This is a genomic window from Mesorhizobium sp. USDA 3734 (assembly GCF_056279665.1).
In genome coordinates this window covers 2,499,640-2,522,946 of record NZ_JBWCCW010000001.1, presented here as the reverse complement: position 1 = coordinate 2,522,946, position 23,307 = coordinate 2,499,640, and the positions used below count along the sequence as shown (strand labels likewise).

General features: G+C 63.5%; 19 protein-coding genes. 8 read left to right on the top strand and 11 right to left on the bottom strand.

Annotated features, from left to right (window positions below):
* The first annotated feature begins 259 nt into the window (after window positions 1–259).
* The gene (rirA, locus tag ACZ89F_RS12010) at window positions 260–724 is read left to right on the top strand and encodes an iron-responsive transcriptional regulator RirA (RefSeq protein ID WP_013531245.1); all 465 of its coding nucleotides are present in this window, start codon (window positions 260–262) and stop codon (window positions 722–724) included.
* A gap of 41 nt (window positions 725–765) precedes the next feature.
* Here the strand turns inward: rirA and ACZ89F_RS12005 are convergent, their stop codons facing one another.
* The 5 genes from ACZ89F_RS12005 to hemP form a co-directional block, all read right to left on the bottom strand.
* Window positions 766–1,554, bottom strand: a complete 789-nt coding sequence (locus ACZ89F_RS12005) for a heme ABC transporter ATP-binding protein (protein ID WP_476092098.1) — start codon at window positions 1,552–1,554, stop codon at window positions 766–768.
* Between the two features lie 23 nt (window positions 1,555–1,577).
* Window positions 1,578–2,675, bottom strand: a complete 1,098-nt coding sequence (locus ACZ89F_RS12000; RefSeq protein ID WP_476092097.1) for a FecCD family ABC transporter permease — start codon at window positions 2,673–2,675, stop codon at window positions 1,578–1,580.
* An 11-nt stretch (window positions 2,676–2,686) separates the two neighbouring features.
* Window positions 2,687–3,553: a heme/hemin ABC transporter substrate-binding protein gene (locus ACZ89F_RS11995; protein ID WP_476097270.1), complete on the bottom strand. Its 867-nt coding sequence runs from the start codon at window positions 3,551–3,553 to the stop codon at window positions 2,687–2,689.
* Window positions 3,554–3,624: 71 nt separating this feature from the next.
* Window positions 3,625–4,686, bottom strand: coding sequence for a hemin-degrading factor (locus tag ACZ89F_RS11990; protein WP_476092096.1), 1,062 nt, complete (start codon window positions 4,684–4,686; stop codon window positions 3,625–3,627).
* 22 nt (window positions 4,687–4,708) lie between these two features.
* Window positions 4,709–4,915: a hemin uptake protein HemP gene (hemP, locus tag ACZ89F_RS11985; protein ID WP_023757683.1), complete on the bottom strand. Its 207-nt coding sequence runs from the start codon at window positions 4,913–4,915 to the stop codon at window positions 4,709–4,711.
* Between the two features lie 197 nt (window positions 4,916–5,112).
* Between hemP and ACZ89F_RS11980 the strand changes: the two genes are divergently transcribed.
* The 4 genes from ACZ89F_RS11980 (at window position 5,113) to hmuQ (ending at window position 9,250) form a co-directional block, all read left to right on the top strand.
* Window positions 5,113–7,314, top strand: coding sequence for a TonB-dependent hemoglobin/transferrin/lactoferrin family receptor (locus ACZ89F_RS11980; protein ID WP_476092095.1), 2,202 nt, complete (start codon window positions 5,113–5,115; stop codon window positions 7,312–7,314).
* Between the two features lie 5 nt (window positions 7,315–7,319).
* Window positions 7,320–7,763 carry a hypothetical protein gene (locus ACZ89F_RS11975; protein WP_476092094.1) on the top strand — a complete coding sequence of 148 codons (444 nt, stop codon included), beginning with the start codon at window positions 7,320–7,322 and terminating at the stop codon, window positions 7,761–7,763.
* Between the two features lie 91 nt (window positions 7,764–7,854).
* Complete coding sequence (locus ACZ89F_RS11970; RefSeq protein WP_476092093.1) at window positions 7,855–8,868, top strand: energy transducer TonB family protein; 1,014 nt, start codon at window positions 7,855–7,857, stop codon at window positions 8,866–8,868.
* A 67-nt stretch (window positions 8,869–8,935) separates the two neighbouring features.
* Window positions 8,936–9,250 (top strand): heme-degrading protein HmuQ, encoded by a 315-nt coding sequence (gene hmuQ, locus ACZ89F_RS11965; protein ID WP_476092092.1) that lies wholly within the window; start codon window positions 8,936–8,938, stop codon window positions 9,248–9,250.
* Between the two features lie 70 nt (window positions 9,251–9,320).
* On the opposite strand, the gene putA is transcribed toward hmuQ, so the two are convergent.
* A complete protein-coding gene (gene putA / locus ACZ89F_RS11960; protein WP_476092091.1) occupies window positions 9,321–12,929 on the bottom strand; it encodes a bifunctional proline dehydrogenase/L-glutamate gamma-semialdehyde dehydrogenase PutA in 3,609 nt (1,202 codons plus the stop codon).
* 162 nt (window positions 12,930–13,091) lie between these two features.
* Here putA and ACZ89F_RS11955 point away from each other — a divergent pair, with 162 nt between their 5' ends.
* Complete coding sequence (locus tag ACZ89F_RS11955) at window positions 13,092–13,544, top strand: Lrp/AsnC family transcriptional regulator (protein WP_056596145.1); 453 nt, start codon at window positions 13,092–13,094, stop codon at window positions 13,542–13,544.
* A gap of 1 nt (window position 13,545) precedes the next feature.
* Here ACZ89F_RS11955 and ACZ89F_RS11950 read toward each other — a convergent pair whose 3' ends face one another.
* Together ACZ89F_RS11950 and ACZ89F_RS11945 are read right to left on the bottom strand one after the other, a co-directional pair.
* Complete coding sequence (locus ACZ89F_RS11950; RefSeq protein ID WP_476092090.1) at window positions 13,546–14,745, bottom strand: cytochrome-c peroxidase; 1,200 nt, start codon at window positions 14,743–14,745, stop codon at window positions 13,546–13,548.
* A gap of 7 nt (window positions 14,746–14,752) precedes the next feature.
* Window positions 14,753–15,202 (bottom strand): FixH family protein, encoded by a 450-nt coding sequence (locus tag ACZ89F_RS11945; RefSeq protein ID WP_476097269.1) that lies wholly within the window; start codon window positions 15,200–15,202, stop codon window positions 14,753–14,755.
* A 151-nt stretch (window positions 15,203–15,353) separates the two neighbouring features.
* On the opposite strand from ACZ89F_RS11945, the gene ACZ89F_RS11940 reads away from it, so the two are divergent.
* Window positions 15,354–16,274, top strand: a complete 921-nt coding sequence (locus ACZ89F_RS11940; RefSeq protein ID WP_476092089.1) for a sugar kinase — start codon at window positions 15,354–15,356, stop codon at window positions 16,272–16,274.
* 145 nt (window positions 16,275–16,419) lie between these two features.
* Here ACZ89F_RS11940 and ACZ89F_RS11935 read toward each other — a convergent pair whose 3' ends face one another.
* From ACZ89F_RS11935 to ACZ89F_RS11925, 3 genes are all read right to left on the bottom strand, one after another.
* Window positions 16,420–17,442, bottom strand: a complete 1,023-nt coding sequence (locus ACZ89F_RS11935; RefSeq protein WP_476092088.1) for an aldose epimerase family protein — start codon at window positions 17,440–17,442, stop codon at window positions 16,420–16,422.
* A 92-nt stretch (window positions 17,443–17,534) separates the two neighbouring features.
* A complete protein-coding gene (locus ACZ89F_RS11930; RefSeq protein ID WP_476092087.1) occupies window positions 17,535–18,992 on the bottom strand; it encodes an NAD-dependent succinate-semialdehyde dehydrogenase in 1,458 nt (485 codons plus the stop codon).
* 195 nt (window positions 18,993–19,187) lie between these two features.
* Window positions 19,188–20,138 carry an AEC family transporter gene (locus ACZ89F_RS11925; RefSeq protein WP_476092086.1) on the bottom strand — a complete coding sequence of 317 codons (951 nt, stop codon included), beginning with the start codon at window positions 20,136–20,138 and terminating at the stop codon, window positions 19,188–19,190.
* A 130-nt stretch (window positions 20,139–20,268) separates the two neighbouring features.
* Between ACZ89F_RS11925 and ACZ89F_RS11920 the strand changes: the two genes are divergently transcribed.
* Window positions 20,269–23,289 carry a caspase family protein gene (locus tag ACZ89F_RS11920; protein WP_476092085.1) on the top strand — a complete coding sequence of 1,007 codons (3,021 nt, stop codon included), beginning with the start codon at window positions 20,269–20,271 and terminating at the stop codon, window positions 23,287–23,289.
* Window positions 23,290–23,307 lie beyond the last annotated feature (18 nt).

The following is a 23,307-nucleotide window of genomic DNA, read 5'->3' as shown; positions in this document are numbered from 1 at the left end:
GTCGATCTCAGGCTATTTAGTGGTTTGACGGCCAAAATACCCGCGACAGCCGGTTTCGCGCCAAATCTTGCTCGGGCGCGCACACAAAGTTGAGGAGAAAATTCATCTATTGGTCGAAGCTAGTCTGGAATTGTTCCAAGGTATAGGCCATATTCCGCCGAGGCCAATGTGGCGAATCCGGAATTTCGGGTCAAAGCCGCATCAGCAAAATTTCCAGATCTGGCGTGGTTTCACCGCACCAGTGCCTTGTGAGGACAAAATGCGGCTTACGCGCCAGACCAACTATGCCATGCGCATCTTGATGTATTGCGCGGCCAATGATGACCGATTGAGCCGCATCCCCGAGATCGCGGCCGCCTATTCGGTGTCGGAGCTTTTCCTGTTCAAGATCCTGCAGCCTCTTGTCGAGCACGGCCTGGTCCAGACCGTGCGTGGCAGGAATGGCGGCGTCAAACTTGGCCGGGCGGCTGAAGCCATCAGCCTGTTCGATGTCGTGCGCGTGACGGAAGAGAGCTTCGCCATGGCCGAATGCTTCGAGAACGATGCCGCCGAATGCCCGCTGGTCGACAGCTGCGCACTGAATTCGGCGCTACGCGAGGCGCTGAACGCGTTCTTCGCCGTGCTCGCCCGCTACACGATCGCCGATCTGGTGGCGGCGCGGCCGAATGTGCGCAACCTGCTCGGCATCGACATGCTGATGGAGCGCCGCGCCCCGGCTGCCTGAACTTGGCCACGTCGTGGTCTGGCTAGACTTACTGCAATAACCTAGGCCGCGGACTGGGGCAGCACGAACGGCATGTTTCCGGCCGGCAGCACGCCGACCCTCAGCCGGCAGTCGAACACTTTTTCGATCAGATCATCGCTCAGCACGTCCTGCGGCGACCCGGTGGCGGCCAGCCGGCCACGATGCATGACGAAGATCCGGTCGGCATACATGGCCGTGAGATTGAGGTCATGCAGGATGGCAACCACGCCGCCGCCCCTTCTGGCGAAGTCGCGGGCAATGTTCATGATAATCAGCTGGTGCTTGATGTCGAGGCTGGAAACCGGCTCGTCGAGAAAGAGATAGCGCGGCTTGCCGTCGAGCACCGGAGCCCAGACCTGGCACAGCACGCGCGCCAGCTGGACGCGCTGTTGCTCGCCGCCCGAAAGCTCCTGGTAGAAACGTCCGGCAAAGCCGTCGAGATCGACGCGCGCCAGCGCCCGTTCCGGCAGCCGCGCATCCTCGCCCGGCAAGACGCCCGAACGGCCGCCGACAAGGCCAAGCTTGACCACTTCTCGCACCGTGAACGGGAACGACAGCGTCGTCGCCTGCGGCAGCACTGCCCGATGGACGGCGATCTTGACCGGCTTCATCGCGCAGAGATCGCGGCCGTTGAGCACGACGCGCCCGGTGTAGGCGAGTTCGCCGGAAAGCGCCTTGAGGAAGGTCGTCTTGCCCGAACCATTGGGGCCGACGATGGCGGCGATCTCGCCGGGCCGCGCCTGGAAATCGACACCGGCGACGATAGGCTTGCCGGCAATCGCCACGGAAACGTCCCTTGCCTCGATCATCCAAGCCTCACAGGTCCCAACTCTCACAAATCAACGACGCCGCGCTTGCGCAGCAATATCCAAAGGAAGAATGGCGCGCCTGATATCGCGGTGACGATGCCGATCGGCAATTCGGCCGGAGCCACAATGGTGCGCGCGACCGCATCGGCCAGCAGCAGCAGCGAGGCGCCGAGCAGCGCGGACGCCGGCAGCAGATAGCGATTGTCCGGACCGATCAGCAGACGCAGCAGATGCGGCACCACGATGCCGACGAAGCCGATACCACCGCTGACGGCGACGGACGCGCCGACCGCCGCCGAGACGCCGATGATGGCCGTGTATTTCAGCCGCTGCACCGGAATGCCGAGATGACCGGCGGTCGCCTCGCCCAGCGCCAGCGCGTTGAGGCCGCGTGCCAGGAACGGCATCGCCGCCAGCGCCAGCACGATGATCGGCCCGACGGAAGCAATCTTCGCCCAGGTCGCGCCACCGAGCGATCCGAGCTGCCAGAAGGTCAGGTCGCGCAACTGGCGATCGTCGGCCATGAAGATGAGGATGCCGGTCAGCGCCATCGCGAGCGCCGCCAGCGCGATTCCGGCGAGCAGCATTGTGGCAACCGAAGTTTGCCCCCGCCGTGTCGCGACCTGATAAAGCACAAGCGTCGTGGCGAGCCCGCCACAGAAGGCTGCCAACGGCAGTGCAAGCGTGCCGAGCATGGCTGTGACCGGAGCCAATACCGTAGCGCCAAGCACGATGACGGCAACCGCGCCGAGGCTCGAGCCGGCCGAAACGCCGATCAGGCCGGGGTCGGCCAGCGGATTGCGGAACAGCCCCTGCATGACCGCGCCGGAAACCGCGAGCGCCGCGCCGACCAGCATGCCGAGGATGATGCGCGGCAGGCGAATGTCGTAGACGATCAGGCTGTCGCGGGTGCTCAACGCGGCGTCATCAGGTACTGTGCCGAACAGCCAGTGGTCGATGACGTTGACGGCCGATGCGTCCGACGCCCCCGATGTCAGCGACAGGAAAACGGCAGCCGCAAGCCCCAGGCACAGCAGAAGAATGACGATGCGGGCGCGGCCCGACCGGTCGCCTTCGGATGCGCTCGCCATCACCGGGTCGGCGATCGATTGATCGACCATGATCTGCCTGCTCAGTCCGTGACCTGCCCGCCATAAAGCGAGACAGCGAGGTCGTGGATGGCATCGGCCGTGCGTGGCCCGAAGCCGAGCAGATAGGCGCCATCGATGCGGATCAGCTTGCGCGCGGTTCCGGCCGGCGTCGAGGCGATCGACGGATTGCCGAACAGTTCTTCGTCCGATACCGGAGGCCCGGCATTGCTCATCATCAGGATCACGTCCGGCCTGGCCGTTATGATCGCCTCGTCGGACATTTGCTTGTAGCCGGAAAAGCCCTCGACCGCGTTGACGCCGCCAGCCAGCTTGACCATGCCGTCGGCGGCGGTCTCGCTGCCGGCCGCCAGGATCTTGCCGCCCTGTATCGACAGCACGAACAGGATGCGCTTGCGCTCCTTGATCGAGGCGGTCTGCTTCTCGGCTGCCGTGAGCTTGGCATCAAGCTCCTTGGCCAGCACCTCGGCCTTGGCATCGACGCCGAGCGCCTTGCCGACGATGCGGACCTTCTCGAGGATGCCTTCATGGCTATAGTGCTCGGGCACCTCGATGAACGAAACGCTCGTCTTCTTCAAGACATCGACGGCTTCCTTGGGACCGCTGCCATGCAGCGCCAGAATGCCGGTCGGATTGACCGACAGCACGCCTTCCGGCGACAGCGCACGCATGTAGCCGACATCGGGCAGCTCAAGCGCCGCCTTCGGATACCGGCTGGTGGAATCGCGCGCCACCAGATGCTTCTCCTCGCCGAGCGCATAGACGATCTCGGTGATCGAGCCGCCAATGGCGGCTATCTTCGAGGGATCGGCAAACACGTCCGTGCCTTCGGCGGCGCCAGCAGGTTGCAGCGCCATAAAAGCCAGGGAGAGACCGATCGCCGGCCCCATTGCCGATCTTAGAACGGGCGCCAAGCTGAGGACAGGCGCCAGTCTGGAAAAGGAAACCATTTCTAAAATCCTCAGGCTGCGGTCGGGCTTGGGATGCGCGGCAGGTTTTCCGCCAGGAACCGCCAGTCGTCACGCTCGCTTTCACCTTCATGACGTTTGCCGAAGAACTGGATGATCATCTTGCCGTCGGCGTCATAGACCTCGAGCGAGGTGACATGACCGTCCTTGGTCGGCTTGCGCACGGCCCAGACCTCGTGGATGTGATCGGTTCGCAGGTGCAGGTGGAAGGTTTCGTCCAGCACATTGATCCATGGTCCCATCGGCTTGATGGATTTGATCGGACCGGAATGGATCTGGATGCAGCCGCGGTTTCCGACAAAGCACATGATCGGCATCTCGCCCTCCGCGGCGTGATGGAACATGGCCCGGACGGCATCATTGTCGAGCAGCCAGGCATAGTCCTGGCCGACCATGCGCACCGCCTGCCGGCGGCTGAGCTTCAGGGTCTTCAGCATGCCGAAGAACTGGTGCACGTCGGTCAGCCGGCTCCAGCGGTCGCGCAGATCGTCGAGATCGGCGGTCGCTTGGTCAGCATGGATCTCGTCATCAGGCAGAGGCCCTGAAATGTGGACAGTCGGCTCCTGGTTGGACGATTCGAGCGCGGCGACCAGCTTCTGATAGGCATAGAGGCTGGAGGCCGGCCGCAGATGCACCTTGTGCACGGCCTCGCCTGCCGCGTCGAAGAACTGCAGGCTGCGGCGAATCTCGTCGCCTTCGCGTTTTTCCACGGCAAAGCCGTGTGCCCACACCTTCGGGAAGATGCGCAGGTCGATGTTTTCGCCAAGCACCATGGCATTGTGGTTGCCGGTGACGACCTTGTCATAGACGCCGATCTTTTCGTGCACCGCGCTTTCATTGCGGGTCAGCGCCATGACCTCGCCGACGGCTTCGAGGCCGGTCAAAAGATCGTTGACACGTGGCTCGACGCGGACGACGCCGTCGCCGCAATGCGCGGCGACCAGCTCGGCCTCCGAAATGCCGAGCTGGACAGCCAGATCGCGCTCGCGCGTCTTAGGATTATCTGCCCGTGCCCGCCGGATTTCATGCGGGGCGGGTTTTACGCGCTGGTCCATGTCTCGTCCCTACTGCCTTGTCTTACTTGTTGAGAATGAGCTTGCCCTGGCGGGTGATCTTCAGCCGGTAGAGCGCGCCGTGATGCTCGATGCCGATCTCGTGCTCGCCCTGGAACAGGGTGTTGCTGGACAGGGTCCGCACCGCCAGCGGAACCCGATCGAAACGGGCGGAGGCATCGTCGGAACGGCGGACGCGATAGCGAAAATCGTTGGGATTATGTGTGTTCATCTGGATGGATCCCTTTCCTGTGCCGGGCGTCTGGCTAGGCGTTGCGTAATCCGATTCATTCTTGACTTGAATAATCATGTTTATTAGTCAGTGCAATACCGGATTAAATGAGTCAAGATTTAAGACGCCGGACACGATCAAAAATGCCAGCCAGCCCCGGGCCAGCCAGCATGAAACCTGGACTTTGGAGTTGGGGCATGGGGTTGGTGACTTGGGAATGGCGCGGCCGGTCGGCGGCGAACGGCGCGGCGGCTTTGCTGGCAAGCGTGGCGGCGATCGCCTTGTCGGCGCAACTGGCCAACGCTCAGCAGGCGGCACAGCCGGCGGGCCAACAGACGGAAACGAAGAAGGCTGACGAAGAGAAGGCCGCACCAGCGGGAGCAACGTTGCTCGACAAGATCCTGGTCATCAGCCGCACCGGCGAGACGGCGATCGAATCGCTTGCCTCTGCCAGCCATGTCGATCAGGAACAGCTAGACCGCCGCATGGCGACGACGCCGAACGATGTATTCTTTGGGGTTCCGGGTATCACCATGCAGGCCGATGCAAGGCGTGTCAGTTCCAGTGCCAACATCCGTGGCCTGCAGGATTTTGGCCGCGTCCAGGTTATCGTCGATGGTGCACGCCAGGATTTCCAACGCTCGGGCCATGGTACCCAATCGACATTCTGGATCGATCCCGAATTGTTGAAGTCCGCCGACGTGATCCGCGGCCCTGTCGCCAACACCTATGGCTCGGGGGCTATCGGCGGCGTCGTCTTCTTTGAAACCAAGGATGCCGAAGACTTCCTCAGGCCAGATGAGACTTGGGCAGCATCCACGACCGGCCGATATGAGAGCAACGGCAGCGGCTGGACCACCAGCGCCGCCGGTGCCTACCGCTTCAACGAAAACTGGGACGTGCTGGGCAATGTCGTCTACCGCAACTACGACGACTACAAGGATGGCGGCGGCGACACGGTCAATGGGACGGGCTTCGACGTATTGAGCGGCCTGCTCAAGACCACCATCCGCCCCAGCGAGAACAGCGAACTGAAACTGGGTTGGAACGGTACGAGCGACAGCTGGCAGGAAACCAGCAGCGGAGTGCCGGCCTATGATGTTGACCTCAAGCAGAATACCTTCACCGGCCGATACAACGTCACCGATGATGCCAAGAGCTGGCTCGATCTGCACGTCAACGCTTCCTACGGCAAGACGAAACTGGACCAGACCAGTCTCATCGCTCTCAACCGCTATGACCCGTCAACCGGCTTGCCGGTACTCCTGCCAGCAGGCTCGAAGTCGATCTACGATTTGGACACCTTCAGTCTCGACATATGGAACACATCGCGTTTCGAAACTGGGGATTTCGCGCATGAGCTGACCTATGGTGGCGACTTGGTGACGGACGATGTGGACAATTCCGGCACGACGGGAGGTGACAGCTTCTACTCCCCTTCCGGCAGGCGGCGCGTGTCGGGTGGGTATGTCCAAGACAAGATCTCCTGGGACTGGCTGGAGGTCATCGCTGCCCTGCGTTACGACAGCTACAGTCTCAAGAGCGACGAGGGTGACACGTCTGGAGACCGCCTGTCGCCGCGCGTCACGGTCGGTGTATCACCGTTCGACACTGCCGGCCTCGATGGCTTGCAATTCTACGGCACCTACGCCGAGGGTTATCGTTCCCCATCAATCACCGAGACACTGATAAGTGGAATGCATCCTGCCGGCGTTACCTTCCCGTTCCTTCCTAATCCCAACCTGAGGCCAGAAACCGGAAAGACCTGGGAAGCCGGCATCAACTACAAGGCCAACGGCGTGGCGCGGCCCGACGATGCCCTGCGCATCAAGGCGGCATATTTCCACAACAATGTCGACGACTACATCGGCCTGAATGAGGAAGTTAATATCGGCACAAACGGCTGCCCGTTCGTCCCCGGACTGCCGATACCACCCTATATCCCCACCTGCGCCCAGTATCAGAATTACGCCAACGCGGTGATCCAAGGATTTGAGTTCGAAAGCGTCTACGAGGCTGCCTGGGGTTTTGCAGGGTTTTCGGCCTCCATCACCAACGGTCACACCGTGGACTACGATGGGGTTCGTGAAGATCTTTCAACTGTTCCGTCAAGCCAGGTTTCCGCCCAGCTTGGGCTACGGTTCCTGGAAGACAAGCTGACAGTCGGCGGCGAAGTCCAATACAACGGCAAGCCGAAGGGCAGTGTGCGAGCTGACAACTATACGCTGGTCAATGCCTTTGCCAGCTACCAGGCGACCGACAATTTCAAGATCGATTTTCGCGCCGACAATCTGTTCGATGTCAAATACGCCAACGCGTTGAATGCCTCGACAACGTCGGTTGTCTACGAGCCAGGCATAACGTTGAAGTTGGCGGCAACGATGCGGTTTGGAGGCTGACGACAATGACGAGCTTGACGACATCCCTTCGTCTGCTGACCTCGACGCTGGCGATGTCGCTTGCGATGGTTCCGGCGTGGGCACAAGAGTCCGCGCCGGTCCCCGCGCTCAGCCTCGAACTCAACGCTGCGCAACCTTCCGACAAGGGTTGCCGCCTGACGTTCGTGGTCAACAACAATCTCGGCGCCGATCTGTCCAAGGCGGCGTTCGAGATCGCCTTGTTCAACCAGGCCGGTGTCGTCGACCGGCTGACCGTCCTCGACTTCAAGGAATTGCCGGCGGGCAAGACCAAGGTGACGCGTTTCGATCTGGCCGGTACCGAGTGCTCGAAAGTCAGTCGCGTGCTGATCAACAGCGCGACCGAATGCACCGGAGCCGGCGTCGAACCGAATGCCTGCATGCGCAAGCTGAAGACGGATACCAGGACCGGGATCGCTTTCGGCGTCTGAGGTGGGACTGCATCCCGCACTCACGCGAAACACCGTGGCGTGGCCAATTGCCGGCCACGGCCGACTGCCGCTGCCAGCGAACGATCTTGATTTGACAATTCTGCTCTTGTCGCTGCAGGTCTCGCGGCGAGACATGCAGGACATCAGCCCCCTCCCAGACGCCAGCGCCGAGCTGGCCATAGAACCGACCGAGCCGCTTGCGCTGCCGCGGCCATCGGCCTGGAACCGCAAATGGACGGCGGCGGTCGTCGTCTCCTGTCTGCTCCATGCCGCGGTGGCGGCGGCTTTTCTGATCTCGCCTTCAGGGCCATCCAGTTTCCAGGACGCAATGCAGCCGGAAGGCAGTGAACAGTCGGGCACCAAGGTGGCCGGCAGCGCGCTGGACAAGGACCCGGCGGCAATAAATGTCGCGCTGGTGCCGAACCCGCAAGCGGCCAAACCACAGCCGGCAACGCCACCCAAGCCGTCGCGACCAACGGAGCCTTCTCGACCAGCCGGGGAAGTAGCAAAGCCGCCGCTCAAGCCTTTGCCGGAACCTGTCAAACATCAGACGGTCACCCCAGACATATTGGTGGCCGGCGCCCCACGCCCCGATGACCAGAGCGTGGCTCCCAAGAGCGAAACGCCGGCGCAGCCGACCGTTCAGGCCGAGAGCGCCGAAGTGCCTGTCGCCGCTCCAGAGCAGCCGCCGATCCCCAGCGCCAGGCCAACTCCGGCAGCTGCCCCTTCGAAGGCGGCGGATGAGAAGCGCGGCACGGCGGATGGTCAGGACCGGTTGGCGCAGGCCGCCAGCAAGGGCAACAAGCAGAAAGAGGCAGGCAGCGCCGCGGAAGACAGTTACCGCAGCGACGTCATCCGAAAGCTCAGCCGCGTCAATCGTGCCGTCCCGCCTTCGGTGCAATTGACCGCCCGCAACAATGCCGTTGTGACATTCGTCATCGGCAGCCGTGGCGGTATCGATGAACTGCGCATTCTGCAAAGCTCCGGATCGCCAAACTTCGATCAGGTCGTGCTCGGCATCGTGCGCAAGGCGGCGCCCTTCCCACCCATTCCGCCGAAGGTCGGCGACAGTCTTGTGTTCACCGGAGCGATCGGTCCGTTTTGAGAGCCCCCGCCTCGCCGCTCGAACATCCGTCAGTCATCACAGTTCACCAACATTGAAAGGAACCGCCATGTACATCGCCATGAACCGCTTCAAGGTGCAGACCGGCTCGGAGAGTGATTTCGAAGCCGTCTGGAAGAACCGCGATTCCAGCCTCGCGGAGATGAGGGGTTTTCGGGAATTCCATCTGCTGCGTGGCCCGGTCAACGAGGCCGAAGGCTACACGCTGTTTGCGTCGCACACGGTGTGGGCGAGCCACGAGGATTTTATCGCCTGGACCAAGTCGGAGAATTTCCGTGCCGCCCATCGAAATGTCGGCACGACAAAGGTCCACTATCTCGGCCACCCCCAGTTCGAGGGTTTTGCGGTCGTCGAAGGCGCGTAATGCATGTCGCCCAAAAGTGGTCCCGGTTTTGGGACAACGACAAGCAAAAAAACACAACGACTGGCCGGGGTCAGGCTCCGGCCAGCAGGCTCGCATTGCCGCCGGCGGCTGTGGTGTCGACGCAGACAGCCCGTTCATGTGCATAGGCCGCCGGGTTCAGCACCTCGCTGACCAGCGGCACGATCGGGCCTGTGCGGTCAGCGATGACCTTGCGTACGATGCGCGCGGCCTCTGGCGTGCCTGAAAAAGCAACGACGTCGACGCGCAACGAGCGCGCTTCGACAGGATCAGGACGACCGTCGATTGCGGCAAGCGGCAAGCCCTTGCCGGTCAATGCGGAAAGGGCAGCCGGTGCGCCGGGCGCCACCGCCAGCACCGCATTGCCGGCGGCTAGCGCCTGGATCGTCTGCGCGAGCAGCGTATCGCCATCAGGACCGAGGCACAGCACCCGTCCGCGTGGCGACAGCGAGAGCGTGTTGGCCTCGCCGGTCGGCCCGGGCAGGTCGACCTGGCCGAAATCGATGCCGGCGGCGGCACCTATGGCAGCGGCACCCTTGCCGCGCAGATGCTTCCTCAGGATGGCGATCCGGTCGGGCCGAGTCGACCAGCCGCCAAGTGTGGGATCAGGCAGATTGTCGGCAAGTTCGGTCGCCGTCACCTTATGGCCATCCTGCAAATGGGTGCCGGCCTCCGGCCCCTTGCGAAAGCGCCGGAGATAGTGCGGGCCGCCGGCCTTCGGCCCGGTGCCAGATAGCCCCTCGCCACCAAACGGCTGTGAGCCGACGACGGCGCCGATCTGGTTGCGGTTGACATAGATGTTGCCGGCATGGATCCCGTCGACGAAATGCTGCACGCGGCCCTCGATGCGGGTGTGCAGGCCGAAGGTCAGGCCATAGCCCTTGCGGTTGATGGCGGCGATGACCGCGTCGATCTCGTCGGCGTCGAAGGTGGCGACATGCAGCACCGGCCCGAACACCTCGCGCTCCATGTCTTCGATGCCCTTGACCCGGAAGACGTGGGGCGCGACGAAGCGGCCTTCCTTCGGCGCCTCGAGCTTGGCGATCAGCCTGCCCTGCAGACCCATCTTCGTGCAGTACTCGCGGATCGAGCCTTGCGCCTCGTCGTCGATGACCGGGCCGACATCGGTCGAAATCCGCCAGGGATCACCGATGCTGAGTGCCTCCATGGCGCCTTTCAGCATCTCCAGCATCTTCTTCTCGACGTCCTTCTGCACATAGAGCACGCGCAGCGCCGAGCAGCGCTGGCCGGCACTCTGGAAGGCCGAGGCCAGGATGTCGCGCACCGCCTGCTCGGGCAGCGCGGTGGAATCGACGATCATGGCGTTGAGGCCGCCGGTCTCGGCGATCAGCATGGCATCGGGCGCGGCCGTCTCGGCCAGTTGTTTCTCGATCAGCTTGGCGACCTCGGTCGAGCCGGTGAAGCAGACGCCGGCAATGCGCGGATCGGCGGTGAGCGGCCCGCCGACCGATGGGCCGTCGCCGGGCAGAAGCTGGATGACATCTTCCGGCACGCCGGCCTCGCGCAGCAGTTCGACAGCGCGGAAGGCGATCAGAGGCGTCTGCTCGGCCGGTTTGGCGATGACCGAATTGCCGGTCACCAGCGCTGCGGCGATCTGGCCGGTGAAGATGGCGAGCGGGAAATTCCACGGCGAAATGCAGACGATGGCGCCACGTGCTTGCGTGCCCGCCTCGGCATTTGCCGCCTCAGTGGCGTAGTAGCGCAGGAAGTCGACCGCCTCGCGTACTTCGGCCACACCGTCAGCCAGCGATTTACCGGCCTCCCTTGTGGCGAGTGCAAAGAACTCGACGGCATTCACCTCATAGAGATCGGCGGCGCGGTTGAGGATGGCGGCGCGCTCGGCGACAGGACGTTTTGCCCAGGCCGGCTGCGCTTCCACCGCAAAGCGCACGGCGGTCGCGACTTGCTTGGCAGCGGCTTCGCTGACCGTGCCGACCACTTCGGAAGGCTTTGCCGGATTCAGGATCGGGCGCTGCTTGCCGTAGCCGGCGGCACGGGTGATCGGCTTGGCATGCCAACGATCCGGCCCGGCGAAGGCCGCCTTGGCCTTGTCAATCGCCGCCAGCGTCACCGTGTCGGTGATATCAAATCCCTTCGAGTTGCGACGGCCGGTCCCAAAAATCTGGGAAGGCCGGGCAATCGCCGGATTGGCGGCCGGACCCTGGCTTTCGACCGTTTCAAGCGGATCACGCGCAATGTCCTCCGGCTCGACATCCTCATCGGTCAGCTGGTGCACGAAGGAGGAATTGGCCCCGTTCTCCAGCAGCCGGCGGACCAGATAGGCCAGCAGATCGGAATGCGCACCGACCGGTGCATAGATGCGGCAGCGCGTGCCTTCGGACCGTCGCACCGTCTCGTGCAGCGCCTCGCCCATGCCGTGCAGGCGCTGGAACTCGAAGGAATCGCGATTCTCCGTCATCGACAGGATGGCGGCGACGGTGTGGGCATTGTGGGTGGCGAATTGCGGATAGATGCGGTCGGTCATGCCAAGCAGCTTCTTCGCGCAAGCCATATAGGAAACGTCGGTGTTAGCTTTGCGGGTAAAGACAGGATAGCCGGAGAGCCCGAGCGTCTGCGCCCGCTTGATCTCGGTGTCCCAATAGGCACCCTTGACCAGCCGCACCATGATGTTGCGGTCGTATTTCTTCGCCAGCGCGTAGAGCCAGTCGATGGCGAAGGCCGCGCGTGGCCCATACGCTTGCACCACCACGCCAAAACCGTTCCAGCCGGCGAGTTCCGGCTCTGCCAGCACCCGCTCGATGACGTCGAGCGACAGATCGAGGCGGTCGGCTTCCTCGGCGTCGATGTTGAGGCCCATGCGCGAATGGCGTGCGGCAAGCGCCAACGACAAAAGCCGCTCGGCCATGACCGGCAGCATCTCTTCCTTCTGCGCCACCTCATAGCGCGGATGCAGCGCCGAAAGCTTGACCGAAATGCCGTGGTTCTGGCGGATATCAGGGCCGTTGGAGCCGGCATCGAGCGAGGAAATCGCGTCGGCATAGGCCTTATGATAGCGCAAGGCGTCGGCCTCGGTGCGGGCTGCCTCGCCCAGCATGTCGAAGGAATAGAGATAGCCCTTCTGCGTCATCGGCCTGCCGCGCTTGACGGCTTCGGCGATGGTGCGGCCGAGCACGAACTGCTCGCCCATTTCGCGCATGGCGGCGGCCACCGCCTTGCGGATGACCGGCTCGCCCAGCCGCCGCACCATCGAGCGCAGCGTGCCCTCGATGCCGCCCTCGCCCTCATCGAGAACGCGGCCGGTCAGCATCAGCGCCCAGGTCGAGGCATTGACGAAGATGGAGCTCGAACCACCCGAATGCGCCGACCAGTCGTGCGGCGCGATCTTGTCGGCGATGAGGTCGTCCATGGTCTCGGTGTCGGGCACGCGCAACAGCGCCTCGGCCAGGCACATCAGCGCCACGCCTTCCTTGGTGGAAAGACCGTAGGCGGAGAGGAAAACTTCCATCAGGCGAGGATCCGACGAGCCGCGCACCGCCCGCACCAGATCGGCGGCCCGGGCCGAGATCGCCTTGCGGTCTTTCGCTGAAAGGCTCGTCGCCTCGGCCAGCCGCTTCACGGCCTCGTCTTCATCGGGCAGGTAGTTGGCGCGGATCTGCTGGCGGATGGTATCGAGCGGCATGGCGGTCCTGCGGAGCGAGCATCAGGGAGCGGGCCGGCGGCACCGGACCGAATGGCGCAAGCTAGCACAAATGCGAAATTTCGGCCGGTCCAAAGAAATCGACATTGCAGGTCATTCGATCTATCCTGATGGCCTGAAATTGACATATGGACTGCGCTTTCGATGACAGAAGACCAATTGGACCGCATCGACAGGAATATCCTGGCGGCGCTGGCAAGCGATGGCCGGCTTTCCATGTCCGAACTGGCCGCAAAGGTCGGCTTGTCGAAGACCCCGGTGCAGGCTCGGGTGAAGCGGCTGGAGAAGGACGGCTACATCAGGGGCTACCAGGCGATCATCGATCGCGAGCGCATGGGCGAAGGCCATGTCGCCTTCGTCCAGGTGAAATTGTCCGACACCCGTTCCGCCGCGCTCGACGCCTTCAACCGGTCCGTGCAGGCCGTGCCGGAGATCGAGCAGTGCCACATGATGGCGTCGAGCTTCGATTATCTGCTGAAGGTCCGCACCCGGGATATCGCCGCCTACCGCCGCGTCCTGGGCGAGCGTATCTCGGCCCTGCCCCATGTGGCCCAGACCTCGACCTTCGTGGCAATGGAGACGGTCAAGGATCGGTAGCTCACTCCGCCAGAGTCTTCAGGAACGCCACCAGCGCCGCACGCTCTCGGTCTGAAAGCTGCAGCGGATGAACTTCGGACGTGCCCTCCACGCTGGGCGCAGCCTTGGCGTAGTGCGCCACGACCTCGTCGAGCGACGAAAACTGCCCGGCATGCATGTAGGGTGGCCGCGTTGCCGCGCCGCGCAGCGACGGCGTCTTGTAGGCGCGGATAAGTTGCGGCGCATCCTTGACCATGAAGCGCAGCTCGCCGCAGGCGCCGGCGTCGCCATCGCGGAAGGCACCAAGGCAGTTGAACGGGTCGGCCTCGACTTGGTGCACCGCATCGATACGGCCGCGATCCGGCGGCAGATCCGCAACGGGCGGCACGCCGGTGTTGTGAAAGCTGTTGTCGGTGAAGCGCGGGCCGTCGTGGCAGGTCACGCAATTGGCCTTGCCGATAAACAGTTTCAGCCCAAGGATTTCCTCCTTCGAGAAGGCGGCGTCGCCTTTCGGCTCGGCCCCCGTGACAAGGTCCAGCGCAAAGCGATCGAAGCGTGTCGGCGCCGGCTCGATCGACCGTTCGAACGCAGCGATCGCCTTGCCGATATTGGCAAAGACGCCGTTGATGGCATCACGCTGCGCGCCGCTCATCGCGTTCCAGGCAGCCTTCTCGGCGTCGTTTCCGAGCGGGCTGGCATTCAACGGCATGCCGGAAAAGTCGGGCAGCGGCCCGAAGATGCGTTCATAGCGCTCGCCGAAGCGCGCCTTGATGTAATGCGCATAGGCGGTGCGGTTTCCCGCCTGCTCCAGCGGATTTTCGAGCGGCGTCAGCGCTTGCGCCCACAGGCTGTCGCGGCGGCCGTCCCAGAAGAACCAGGGATCGCGGGCCACGCCGGCCAGCGGCATGGTGCGCCGGTTGGTGTGACCGACGCCGACCGCTTGCGGCAGGTCGTCCTGGAACTGGCGGTCGATCTTGTGGCAGGTCGAGCACGACACCGTGCCGTCGCGGCTCATACCGAGGTCGAAGAACAGCGTCGAGCCGAGTGCGGCAGCCGCCGGCACGTCGGCAAAGCGGTTTGTGGTGTCCGGCTTCAGCGACGGCAGCATGTTCAACGCCAGCGAGGCGATGGTCTTCGTCTCGGCGTCGGAGAAATCCGGTTTGCCGCAGCCGACGAGGATGACGGCGACCATCAGCGCCAGAAAGCAGAAGAGGCGCTTCATCGATCGCTCACAACACCACGTTGAACAGTACTGTGTCGGAGCCGGCGCCGGACGAGATGGCGAAACGAAGTTGCCACCAGCCGCTCATGGTGAATTTCAGCCCCTCGATGCGGTAACGGCCTTCGCCCAGGTAATCGGTGACCTGCGGGCTGGTCGGCAGGCCGTGATTGTGTTGCGGCATGCCGCCGGAGATGGCGATCGCGGCGCCCTCCACCGAAGCCCCTGTCTTTGTTTTCAGGGTCAGCAGCCAGGATTCCAATTCGCCCTGCCGCACCACGCCCCGTTCCGGCACGAAGCTCGCCATGTACAGCCCGTTGTCGGTCTTCTTCGTCCGCGCGACATCCGGGCCGGCGGGCTGCGCCGACCGCGGCGCCGTCAGGTAGACGACCGCGAGAATGCCGACCAGCAAGGCAGCCAGACCAAGACCTGCTAAGAGATAGCGCCATAGTGATGCCAAACCGGTTCCTCTTCTGCAGACAACGCTCTGCCGAACGGATCGCATCCCGCCAGCCTGTGGGAAAACGCTGTGGCGGAAAAAACCCTGCTTGCCAAGCATGGCGCTGCCGATGGCAAAAAGCTACAGCACCGAGATCACTGGAGGACTGTAGATGGCGGGAACCGGCGTCGCCTCGATCGGCGAATGCATGCTCGAACTGTCGGGCCAGACGGGGCCGAACTGGCGCATGGGCTTTGCCGGCGACACGTTCAACACGCTGTGGGCGCTGCATGCGTTGAGCACTGAGCGGCCGGCAACCTATATCTCGGCCTTCGGTGACGATCCCTTCTCGCAAGGCCAGATCGATTTCTTCGCCGAGAACGGCATCGGCATCGGCTCCAGCCCGGTCATAGCGGGTGCGCGGCCTGGCCTCTATGCCATCACGCTGACCGGCGCCGAGCGCTCCTTCACCTATTGGCGTGGCGACGCCGCCGCGCGCCAGCTCGCCTCGAACCCGGCCGCGCTGTCGAAAAACTTGGAAAATCAGGCGCTTGTCTATTTTTCCGGAATCACTTTGGCAATTCTGGACGACGCCGCGCGCGCCACGTTGCTAGCGGCCGTCGCCAAGGCGCGCTCGGCAGGCTCGACTGTCGCCTTCGACCCCAACTATCGGCCGCGGCTCTGGCGCAATCGCGAGGAGGCGCAGGCAGCGGTCATCGAAGCCCTTGCCGTCACCGACATCGCATTGCCGACCTTCCCCGACGAGGAGATGCTGTTTGGGGATACAGCGCCGCGAGCGACCGCGGAGCGGCTCGGGCAATGGGTCGGCGAAGTCGTCGTCAAGAACGGCGAAGCGCCGGCGCTGATTGCCCAAGGAGAAATGTTGCGCGAAGTCCCGGCGATCCATGTCGCCGCTCCCGCCGATACGACGGGCGCCGGTGATTCCTTCAACGGCGGCTACCTTGCGGCTCGTCTTGCCGGCCATGACCCGCAGGAAGCCGCGCGCCGTGCCCATCGTGTCGCCGCCGCCGTGGTGCAGGTACGCGGCGCGCTGGCGCCGTTCGAGACGCTGCGAACCGCTTTCGAAGGCTAAGCTAAGGTCTGTCGAGATTCAGGTCAGGCCGAGCCGAAAACAGTAGGTTCCGAGAACCGGAGCGGAGCGTACTTTGGGTACGTGAGCACCGGAAGCGCAGGAAACTGCTGTTTACAGGCCGGCCTCACCTGAATTTCGGCGGACCTTAAGGCAGGCGGAAGCGGTACTCCGTCACGTGGTGATAGATCGCGCCCGGCCACAGCGTTGCCTGCGGGAAATAGGGTCGGTTCGGCGCATCCGGCCATATCTGCGGCTCCAGGCAGAAACCGCAAAAGGCCTTGTAGTTCCGCCCTTCCAGCCCGATGCGCGGCGTCACATACTGGCCCGTATAGAGCTGGACGCCGGGCTCGGTGGTCCAGACCTCCATCTCGACACCGGAACTGGCGCCTTGTGCCCATGCCGCCTGTTTGAGCGGCCCGCGCGTCGAAGCAAGGCAGAAATTCTGGTCGTAGGGCAGTTGTTCGCCCTCGGTCTCCATGCGCAGCGGCCGTGCCTGGCGGAAATCGAACGGCGTGCCGTCAACCGGCTTGACCACCCCGGTCGGGATCATGTCGCCATCGACCGGCAGGTAGGCGCCGGCATTCAGCATCATCCTGTGGTCGAGAATGTCGCCGGCGCCGCCATCATCCAGGTTGAAATAGGAATGCTGGGTGAGATTGCACAGCGTCGGCTCCTCGCAGGTGGCGGTCAGCTCGACGCTGAGCGTGCCGGGGATCTTCAGCCGGTAGGTGCAGGTGACGTCGAGCGCGCCGGGAAAGCCCATCGTGCCGTCGGGATCGTGCAGGGTCAGCGTGACGAAATCCCTGCCGTGCAAGGAAACCGTCCACGGCCGGTGGGAGTAACCTTGCGAGCCGCCATGCAGCGTATGCTTGTCGAGGAAATTTTGCTCGGTCTGGTAGCGGCTGCCGCCAATGGTGAAACGGCCGTCGCGGATGCGGTTGGCATAGCGGCCGACGATAGCACCGAAGAAGGCCGTATCGGTCTCGTAGCTTTCCAGACGGTCATAGCCGAGCACCAGCGGCGCATCGTGCCCGGTCAGGCGCAGATCCTGGATGATTGCGCCCAAGCCGATGATGTTTGCGGTGATACCGCCGCCCCTGATCGTGAAGCGACGCACCGGCTCGCCTGCCTGCGTCGTGCCGAAAACCTCGCCGTCCTTCATCGCCATGCCCGTAAATGCCAGTTGATCCAGAGGACTTCGGCTGGTTTTCCGACGAGAGATGGGCAGGCCATTGGCCTCCCCATCTCCGGGATAGCCTATCAGAGGCCGAGGCCGCCGATGCAGACATATTTGGTGTCGAGATAATCCTCGATGCCCTGATGTCCGCCTTCCTTGCCGAGGCCGGATTCCTTGACGCCGCCGAACGGCGCTTCCGGCGTGGTGATGAGGCCTTCATTGACGCCGACCATGCCGTATTTCAGCCCTTCCATGACGCGGAAGGCGCGGCCGAGATCGCCGGTGTAGAAGTAGCAGGCGAGGCCGAACTCGGTGTCGTTGGCGAGAGCGACGGCTTCCTCTTCGGTCTCGAACTTGAACACCGGTGCGACCGGGCCAAAGATCTCTTCCTTCATGAAGCGCATCTTGGGTGTCGCGTTGGCGATGACCGTCGGCTGGAAGAACGAACCGCCGAGCGCATGGCGCTTGCCGCCGGCTACGATCTTGCCGCCCTTGGATGTGGCATCGGCAATCAGTTCCTCGACCTTCTCGACCGCCTTCTCGTCGATCAGCGGTCCCTGCTGCACGCCGTCCTCAAGGCCGGAGCCGACCTTCAACCCGTTGCTGGCGGCGGCGAACTTCTCGACGAACCTGTCATAGACACCAGCCTGGACAAGGAAGCGGTTGGTGCAGACGCAGGTCTGGCCGGAATTGCGGTACTTGGCGGTGATGGCGCCAGCGACGGCACGCTCGAGATCGGCGTCGTCGAAGACAATGAACGGCGCGTTGCCGCCGAGCTCCATCGACACCTTCTTGACGGTGACCGACGACTTCTGGATGAGAAGCTTGCCGACCTCGGTCGATCCGGTGAAGGTGATTTTCGACACCAGCGGATTGGCGCAGATCTCGTCACCGATCTCGCCGGCCGAACCGGTCAGGATGTTGACGACGCCCTTGGGGAAGCCGACTTCTTCGGCGAGGGCGCCCCAGGCGAGACCCGAATACGGCGTCTGCGAAGCAGGCTTGACCACGGCGGTGCAGCCGGCCGCGAGCGCCGGGCCGAGCTTGCGGGCCAGCATCGACGACGGGAAATTCCACGGCGTGATGGCGGCAATGACGCCGACCGGCTCCTTGGTCACCAGGATGCGGCGGTCTGCCCATGGCGAGGGCACGACGTCGCCATAGGTGCGGCGGCCCTCTTCGGCAAACCACAGTATGTAGGCCGCGGCCGAGCCGATCTCGCCCTTCGATTCGAACAGCGACTTGCCCTGCTCGATGGTCAGCAGTTCGGCCAGCACATCCTGATTGTCCATCATCGCGTCGTGCAGCTTGCGCAGCAGCTTCGAGCGCTCGAGCGCGGTGGTCTTGCGCCACGACTTGAAGGCGGCGGCGGCGGCCTCGATGGCGCGGCGCGTCTCGGCCTTGCCCGACTTCGGCACTGTGCCGATCTTGAGGCCAGTGGCCGGGTTGTTGACGTCGACCGTCTGGCCGCTGTCGGCCTGCACCCATTCGCCATTGATGAGATTGGCCTGCCGCATGAAATGGCTGGTTTTCTGAAGCATGGTCTATCCTCCGTTCGGCGCGCTGACGGGCCGGTCTGTGAAGTCTTCGGTGGGCGTGCGCCATGGACTGAAGCCGGCACGCCGGAGCCACTGCTCTTTACCTAGGGCAAGACCCGCAAGCAATCGCAAGATGGCATATAGGGGTTAGGCCAGCGCGAGACGAGGTCAGGCAGCCATGCGTCGCCCCCAAAAACTCTATCCAAAAACCTGCACGACAACCGTCAGCCAGAAAGCGGTGGTGACGGCGGCGCAGGCCGTGGCGATGGTCATCTGGTTCGACGCCAGCGCCTGGCCGGTGTTGAACTGTACGGCGATGAGATAGGAATTGATGCCGGACGGCAGCGCCGCCACCACAACCGCCACCTTGGCCGTCAAGGGCGGCAGGCCGAGCAGCCAGACGAAGACGAGGACCAGCGCCGGCATCAGGAACAGCTTCAGCACCGAAAGCGCCAGCGCCGGCCGGACATTGCCTGATATGCCGAAGCGGCGCAGGCTGAGCCCCATGGCAAACAGCGCTACCGGCCCGGCCGTGTCGGCCAGCGCATCGACCAACCGCATCGCAAAGTCAGGCAGCGGCACGCCGCTGAGGCGCCACGCGAGCCCCGCCAGAATGCCGATGATCAGCGGATTGATGAACAGCCGCCTCAGGAAACTGCGGATGATGCGCAAGGGATGTAAGGTTTCCCCACCGCTCCGGCCGAACATCTCGAACAGAACGATCGAAGCCATCATCATGATCGGCAGATGCACAGAGACCAGCAGCGACAGCACTTCGAAGCCGCTCGGGCCGAATATGCCAAGGATAAAAGGAGCACCGAGGAGCACGACATTGGAATAGGACGACGATACGCCGCCGACGACGCCGGCGCGTGCATCCCGTCCGAATATCCGCGTGGTGACGACATGGCCGGCGGCCCAGGTGATCGCCACCGCCGCGAAATAGGCGCCCCATAGCGACCAAGGTGCCACGCCGTGGAAATCGGCATTCACCATGGTCTGGAACAACAGCAGCGGCATCGCCACTGAGACCGCGAAATCGGCTATCCCCTCGCCGCTCGCCGGCTTCAAATAGCCGGTCAACCCGGCGAGGTAGCCGAGTGCGACAAGGCTGAAGACGAAAAGGACGGTTTCGGTGAGCGGAGACATTTTTACCGTGACGGGCGAATTTCCCGTGATAGGCGAGCCACGACCGCGACGCAATCGCGCCCGAATTTGATCATCGTCGGCTGGCAGCGTTATAGAGGGTTTGGATCATCAGGGCGGACACCAACGACAAATGGCCTTTGTCGAAACCACGAAGCATAATCTTTTGCGGCAGGCGTGGCTGACGGCTTTCGTCGCCGCACTGCTTTGCTTTGCCGCGACCGCGCTTGCAGATGCCGAAACAAAGAGCCTCAAGGGCGTGGCGCTGATCATCGGCCAGTCGAAATACGAGCACATCGCCGCCCTCCCCAACCCAGCCAACGACGCCCGCGACATGGCCAAGATGCTGACCGACCTCGGCTTCGACGCGCGCAGCGTCACCGATCGCGACGCCACCAAGCTGAAGCGCGACCTGGAGCGATTCACGGAAGATGCCGAAGGCGCCGATGTCGCCTTCATCTATTATTCCGGTCACGGCATCGAGGCCGGCGGCGAGAACTATCTGGTTCCGGTCGATGCCGACGTGTCGTCACTGAGGGATGCCGACGCGGCCTTGGTGCCGATTTCCGCCCTCATGGACGCGTTGAAAAAGACCGTGCCTGTGATGATCGTGCTGCTCGACGCCTGCCGCACCAATCCGTTTCCACCCGATGCAGTCGTGCGGCGCGCGCCGACAGCCTCCGCCTCGCCGATTGGCGCCGGTGGACTGGAGCCGGTGCGCGGCGCCAAAGCGCTTGGCAATGCGCCCGCGACCGACGCGAGCCTCGGCACGGTGGTCGGCTTTGCCGCCGAACCGGGTCGCCCGGCGCTCGATGGCGCCGCTGGCGAAAACAGCCCTTACGCGTCCGCCCTGCTGCGCCACCTCGCGGCGATGAAGGGCACCGAATTCGGCTCGGTCATGCGCATGGTGACCGAAGAAGTCTATCTCGACACCAAGGCAAAGCAGCGCCCCTGGATCAATGAAAGCCTGCGCCGGCTGCTTTATTTTGGTGTCGCGCCAGCGGAGCCAACCGGCGACGACGGGCTGATCACCGGCGAGCGGCGCCAGCTCCTGCTGACGATTTCCGACCTGCCCGACCCGAAACGGGCGCAGGTAGAACTGGCCTCGCTGCAGGAAGGCGTGCCGCTCGATGCACTCTATGGCGTGCTGAAGGCGCTCGGCACGGAACAAATCCCCGAAGACCCGACCGATCTGCAAAAGGTGCTCGACGCCCAGGCCGAGCGCCTGAAGAAAATGATGTCGGAGCGCGCAGCACTTCGTACCGACGATCCGGAGATCAAACGCCTGGTCGCCTCCGCCGACAAGGCGATCGGCCAGGGCGCCATCGTGACGGCGCGGAAGTTCCTCGATGACGCGGTCGGCCGGGTCGAGCAGACCAACGACGCGGTCGATGAGGCCGAGGATCTCGTCAAGCAGAAGCGCCTTGCCGATGCCGCGATCTACGCCAGACGCGCCGACGCCTCGGGGCTGGTATTCGACTACAAGTCCGCCGCCGGCGACTACGCCAAGGCGTTTTCGCTGGCCGAAAAATGGGACGACAAGCTGCGCTGGAACTACAAGAACCAGGAAGCCGAGGCGCTGAACGCCTACGGCTACGCCACCGGCGACCTCGATGCGCTGCAGCACTCCATCAAGGCCTATCGCACCATCCTGAACTTCATCCCCAATGGCGAACAGAATCGCGACTGGGCGATCACTCGCAACAACATGGCGGTGGTGCTGCAGACCATCGGCGAGCGCGAGACGGAGACCGCACGCCTTGAGGAGGCAGCACAGATCTTTCGCGCCTCCCTTGTCGTGTTCGAGCGCGAGAAGGACGATCTCAATTGGGCCGCCGCGCAGAACAATCTGGCCAATGTGCTGTTGAAGATCGGCGAACGCGAAAGCGACCCGAAGCGACTGAACGAGGCGGTGGTGGCGATGCGCGCGACGCTGGAGAAACGCCCGCGCGAAAAAGTGCCGCTCGACTGGGCCGCTTCGCAGAACAATCTCGGCCTGGCGCTCTATGCGCTGTCCGAGCGCGAAGCCGCCGGCGAACATCTGACGCAAGCCGAGGCGGCCTACCGGCTGGCACTTGAGGAATACACGCGCGAAAAAGCGCCGGTTGAATGGGCGATGGTCGAGAACAATCTCGGCAACACGCTGGTGTCGCTCGGCATCCAGCTCAACAACAAGGCGAAGATCAACGAAGCGGCCAACGCGTTCCGTGCCGCACTCGAGGTGCGAACCCGTGAAACCTTCCCGGTCTCGTGGGCAACCAGCCGGCTCAACCTCGGCAACGCGCTGAGCGGTGTCGCCCGCTTCGATATGGGCACCGGCGCGCTCGAAGAGGCAGCCGCGGCCTATGACGATGCGCTGACGGTGTTTACCCGGCAGCGTTTCCCCATGGACTGGGCGTCGGCGCAGAACAATCTCGGTTCGATCTACCAGACGCTTGGCCAGCGCACCCGTGACGCGGCCAGGCTGGAGCAGTCGGCCGCGGCGTTCCAGGCCGCCCGGCAGGTCTATATCAGACGGAAATTCCCGCAGGACTGGGCAATGAGCCACTACAATCTCGGCAACACGCTGCAGCTTCTCGGCGGCGTCACCGACAAGCCGGAACATTACGGTGAGGCCATTGCCGCCTACCGCGATGCGTTGCGCGAGTACAAGCGCGAGACGAACCCGCGCCAATGGGCGCTGGCCCAGGCCGGCCTCGGCTCGACCTTGCACTGGCTGAGCATGAGCAATGCCGACCCCAAGACCTTGCTTGAGTCTGTCACGGCCCGCAGGGCAGCACTCGAAGTGCTGACCGTCGACGGGGCACCGGTCGACTGGGCCAACGCCCAGAACGGCATCGGCATGAGCCTGCTCAACCTCGGCAATCTCGAACGCACCGACAAATATCTCGGCGATGCCGAGGCCGCCTTCACGGCGACGCTGAAGGTGTTCACCCGGGAAAGCCTGCCCATGCAATGGGCCTTCGCGCAGAACAATCTCGGCGACATCCACTGGAACCGGGCCAGCTATGGCGGCGGCAAGGCCGAATATCAAAAGGCGATCGAATTCTTCGAGAACGCCAAGCAGGGCTTTACCGAAGCCGGCTACACGATCCCCATCCCGCTCACCGACCAGAAGATCGATCTGGTGAAGAAGCAGATGGCGAAGAAGTAGGTCTACCCTTCCCACCGA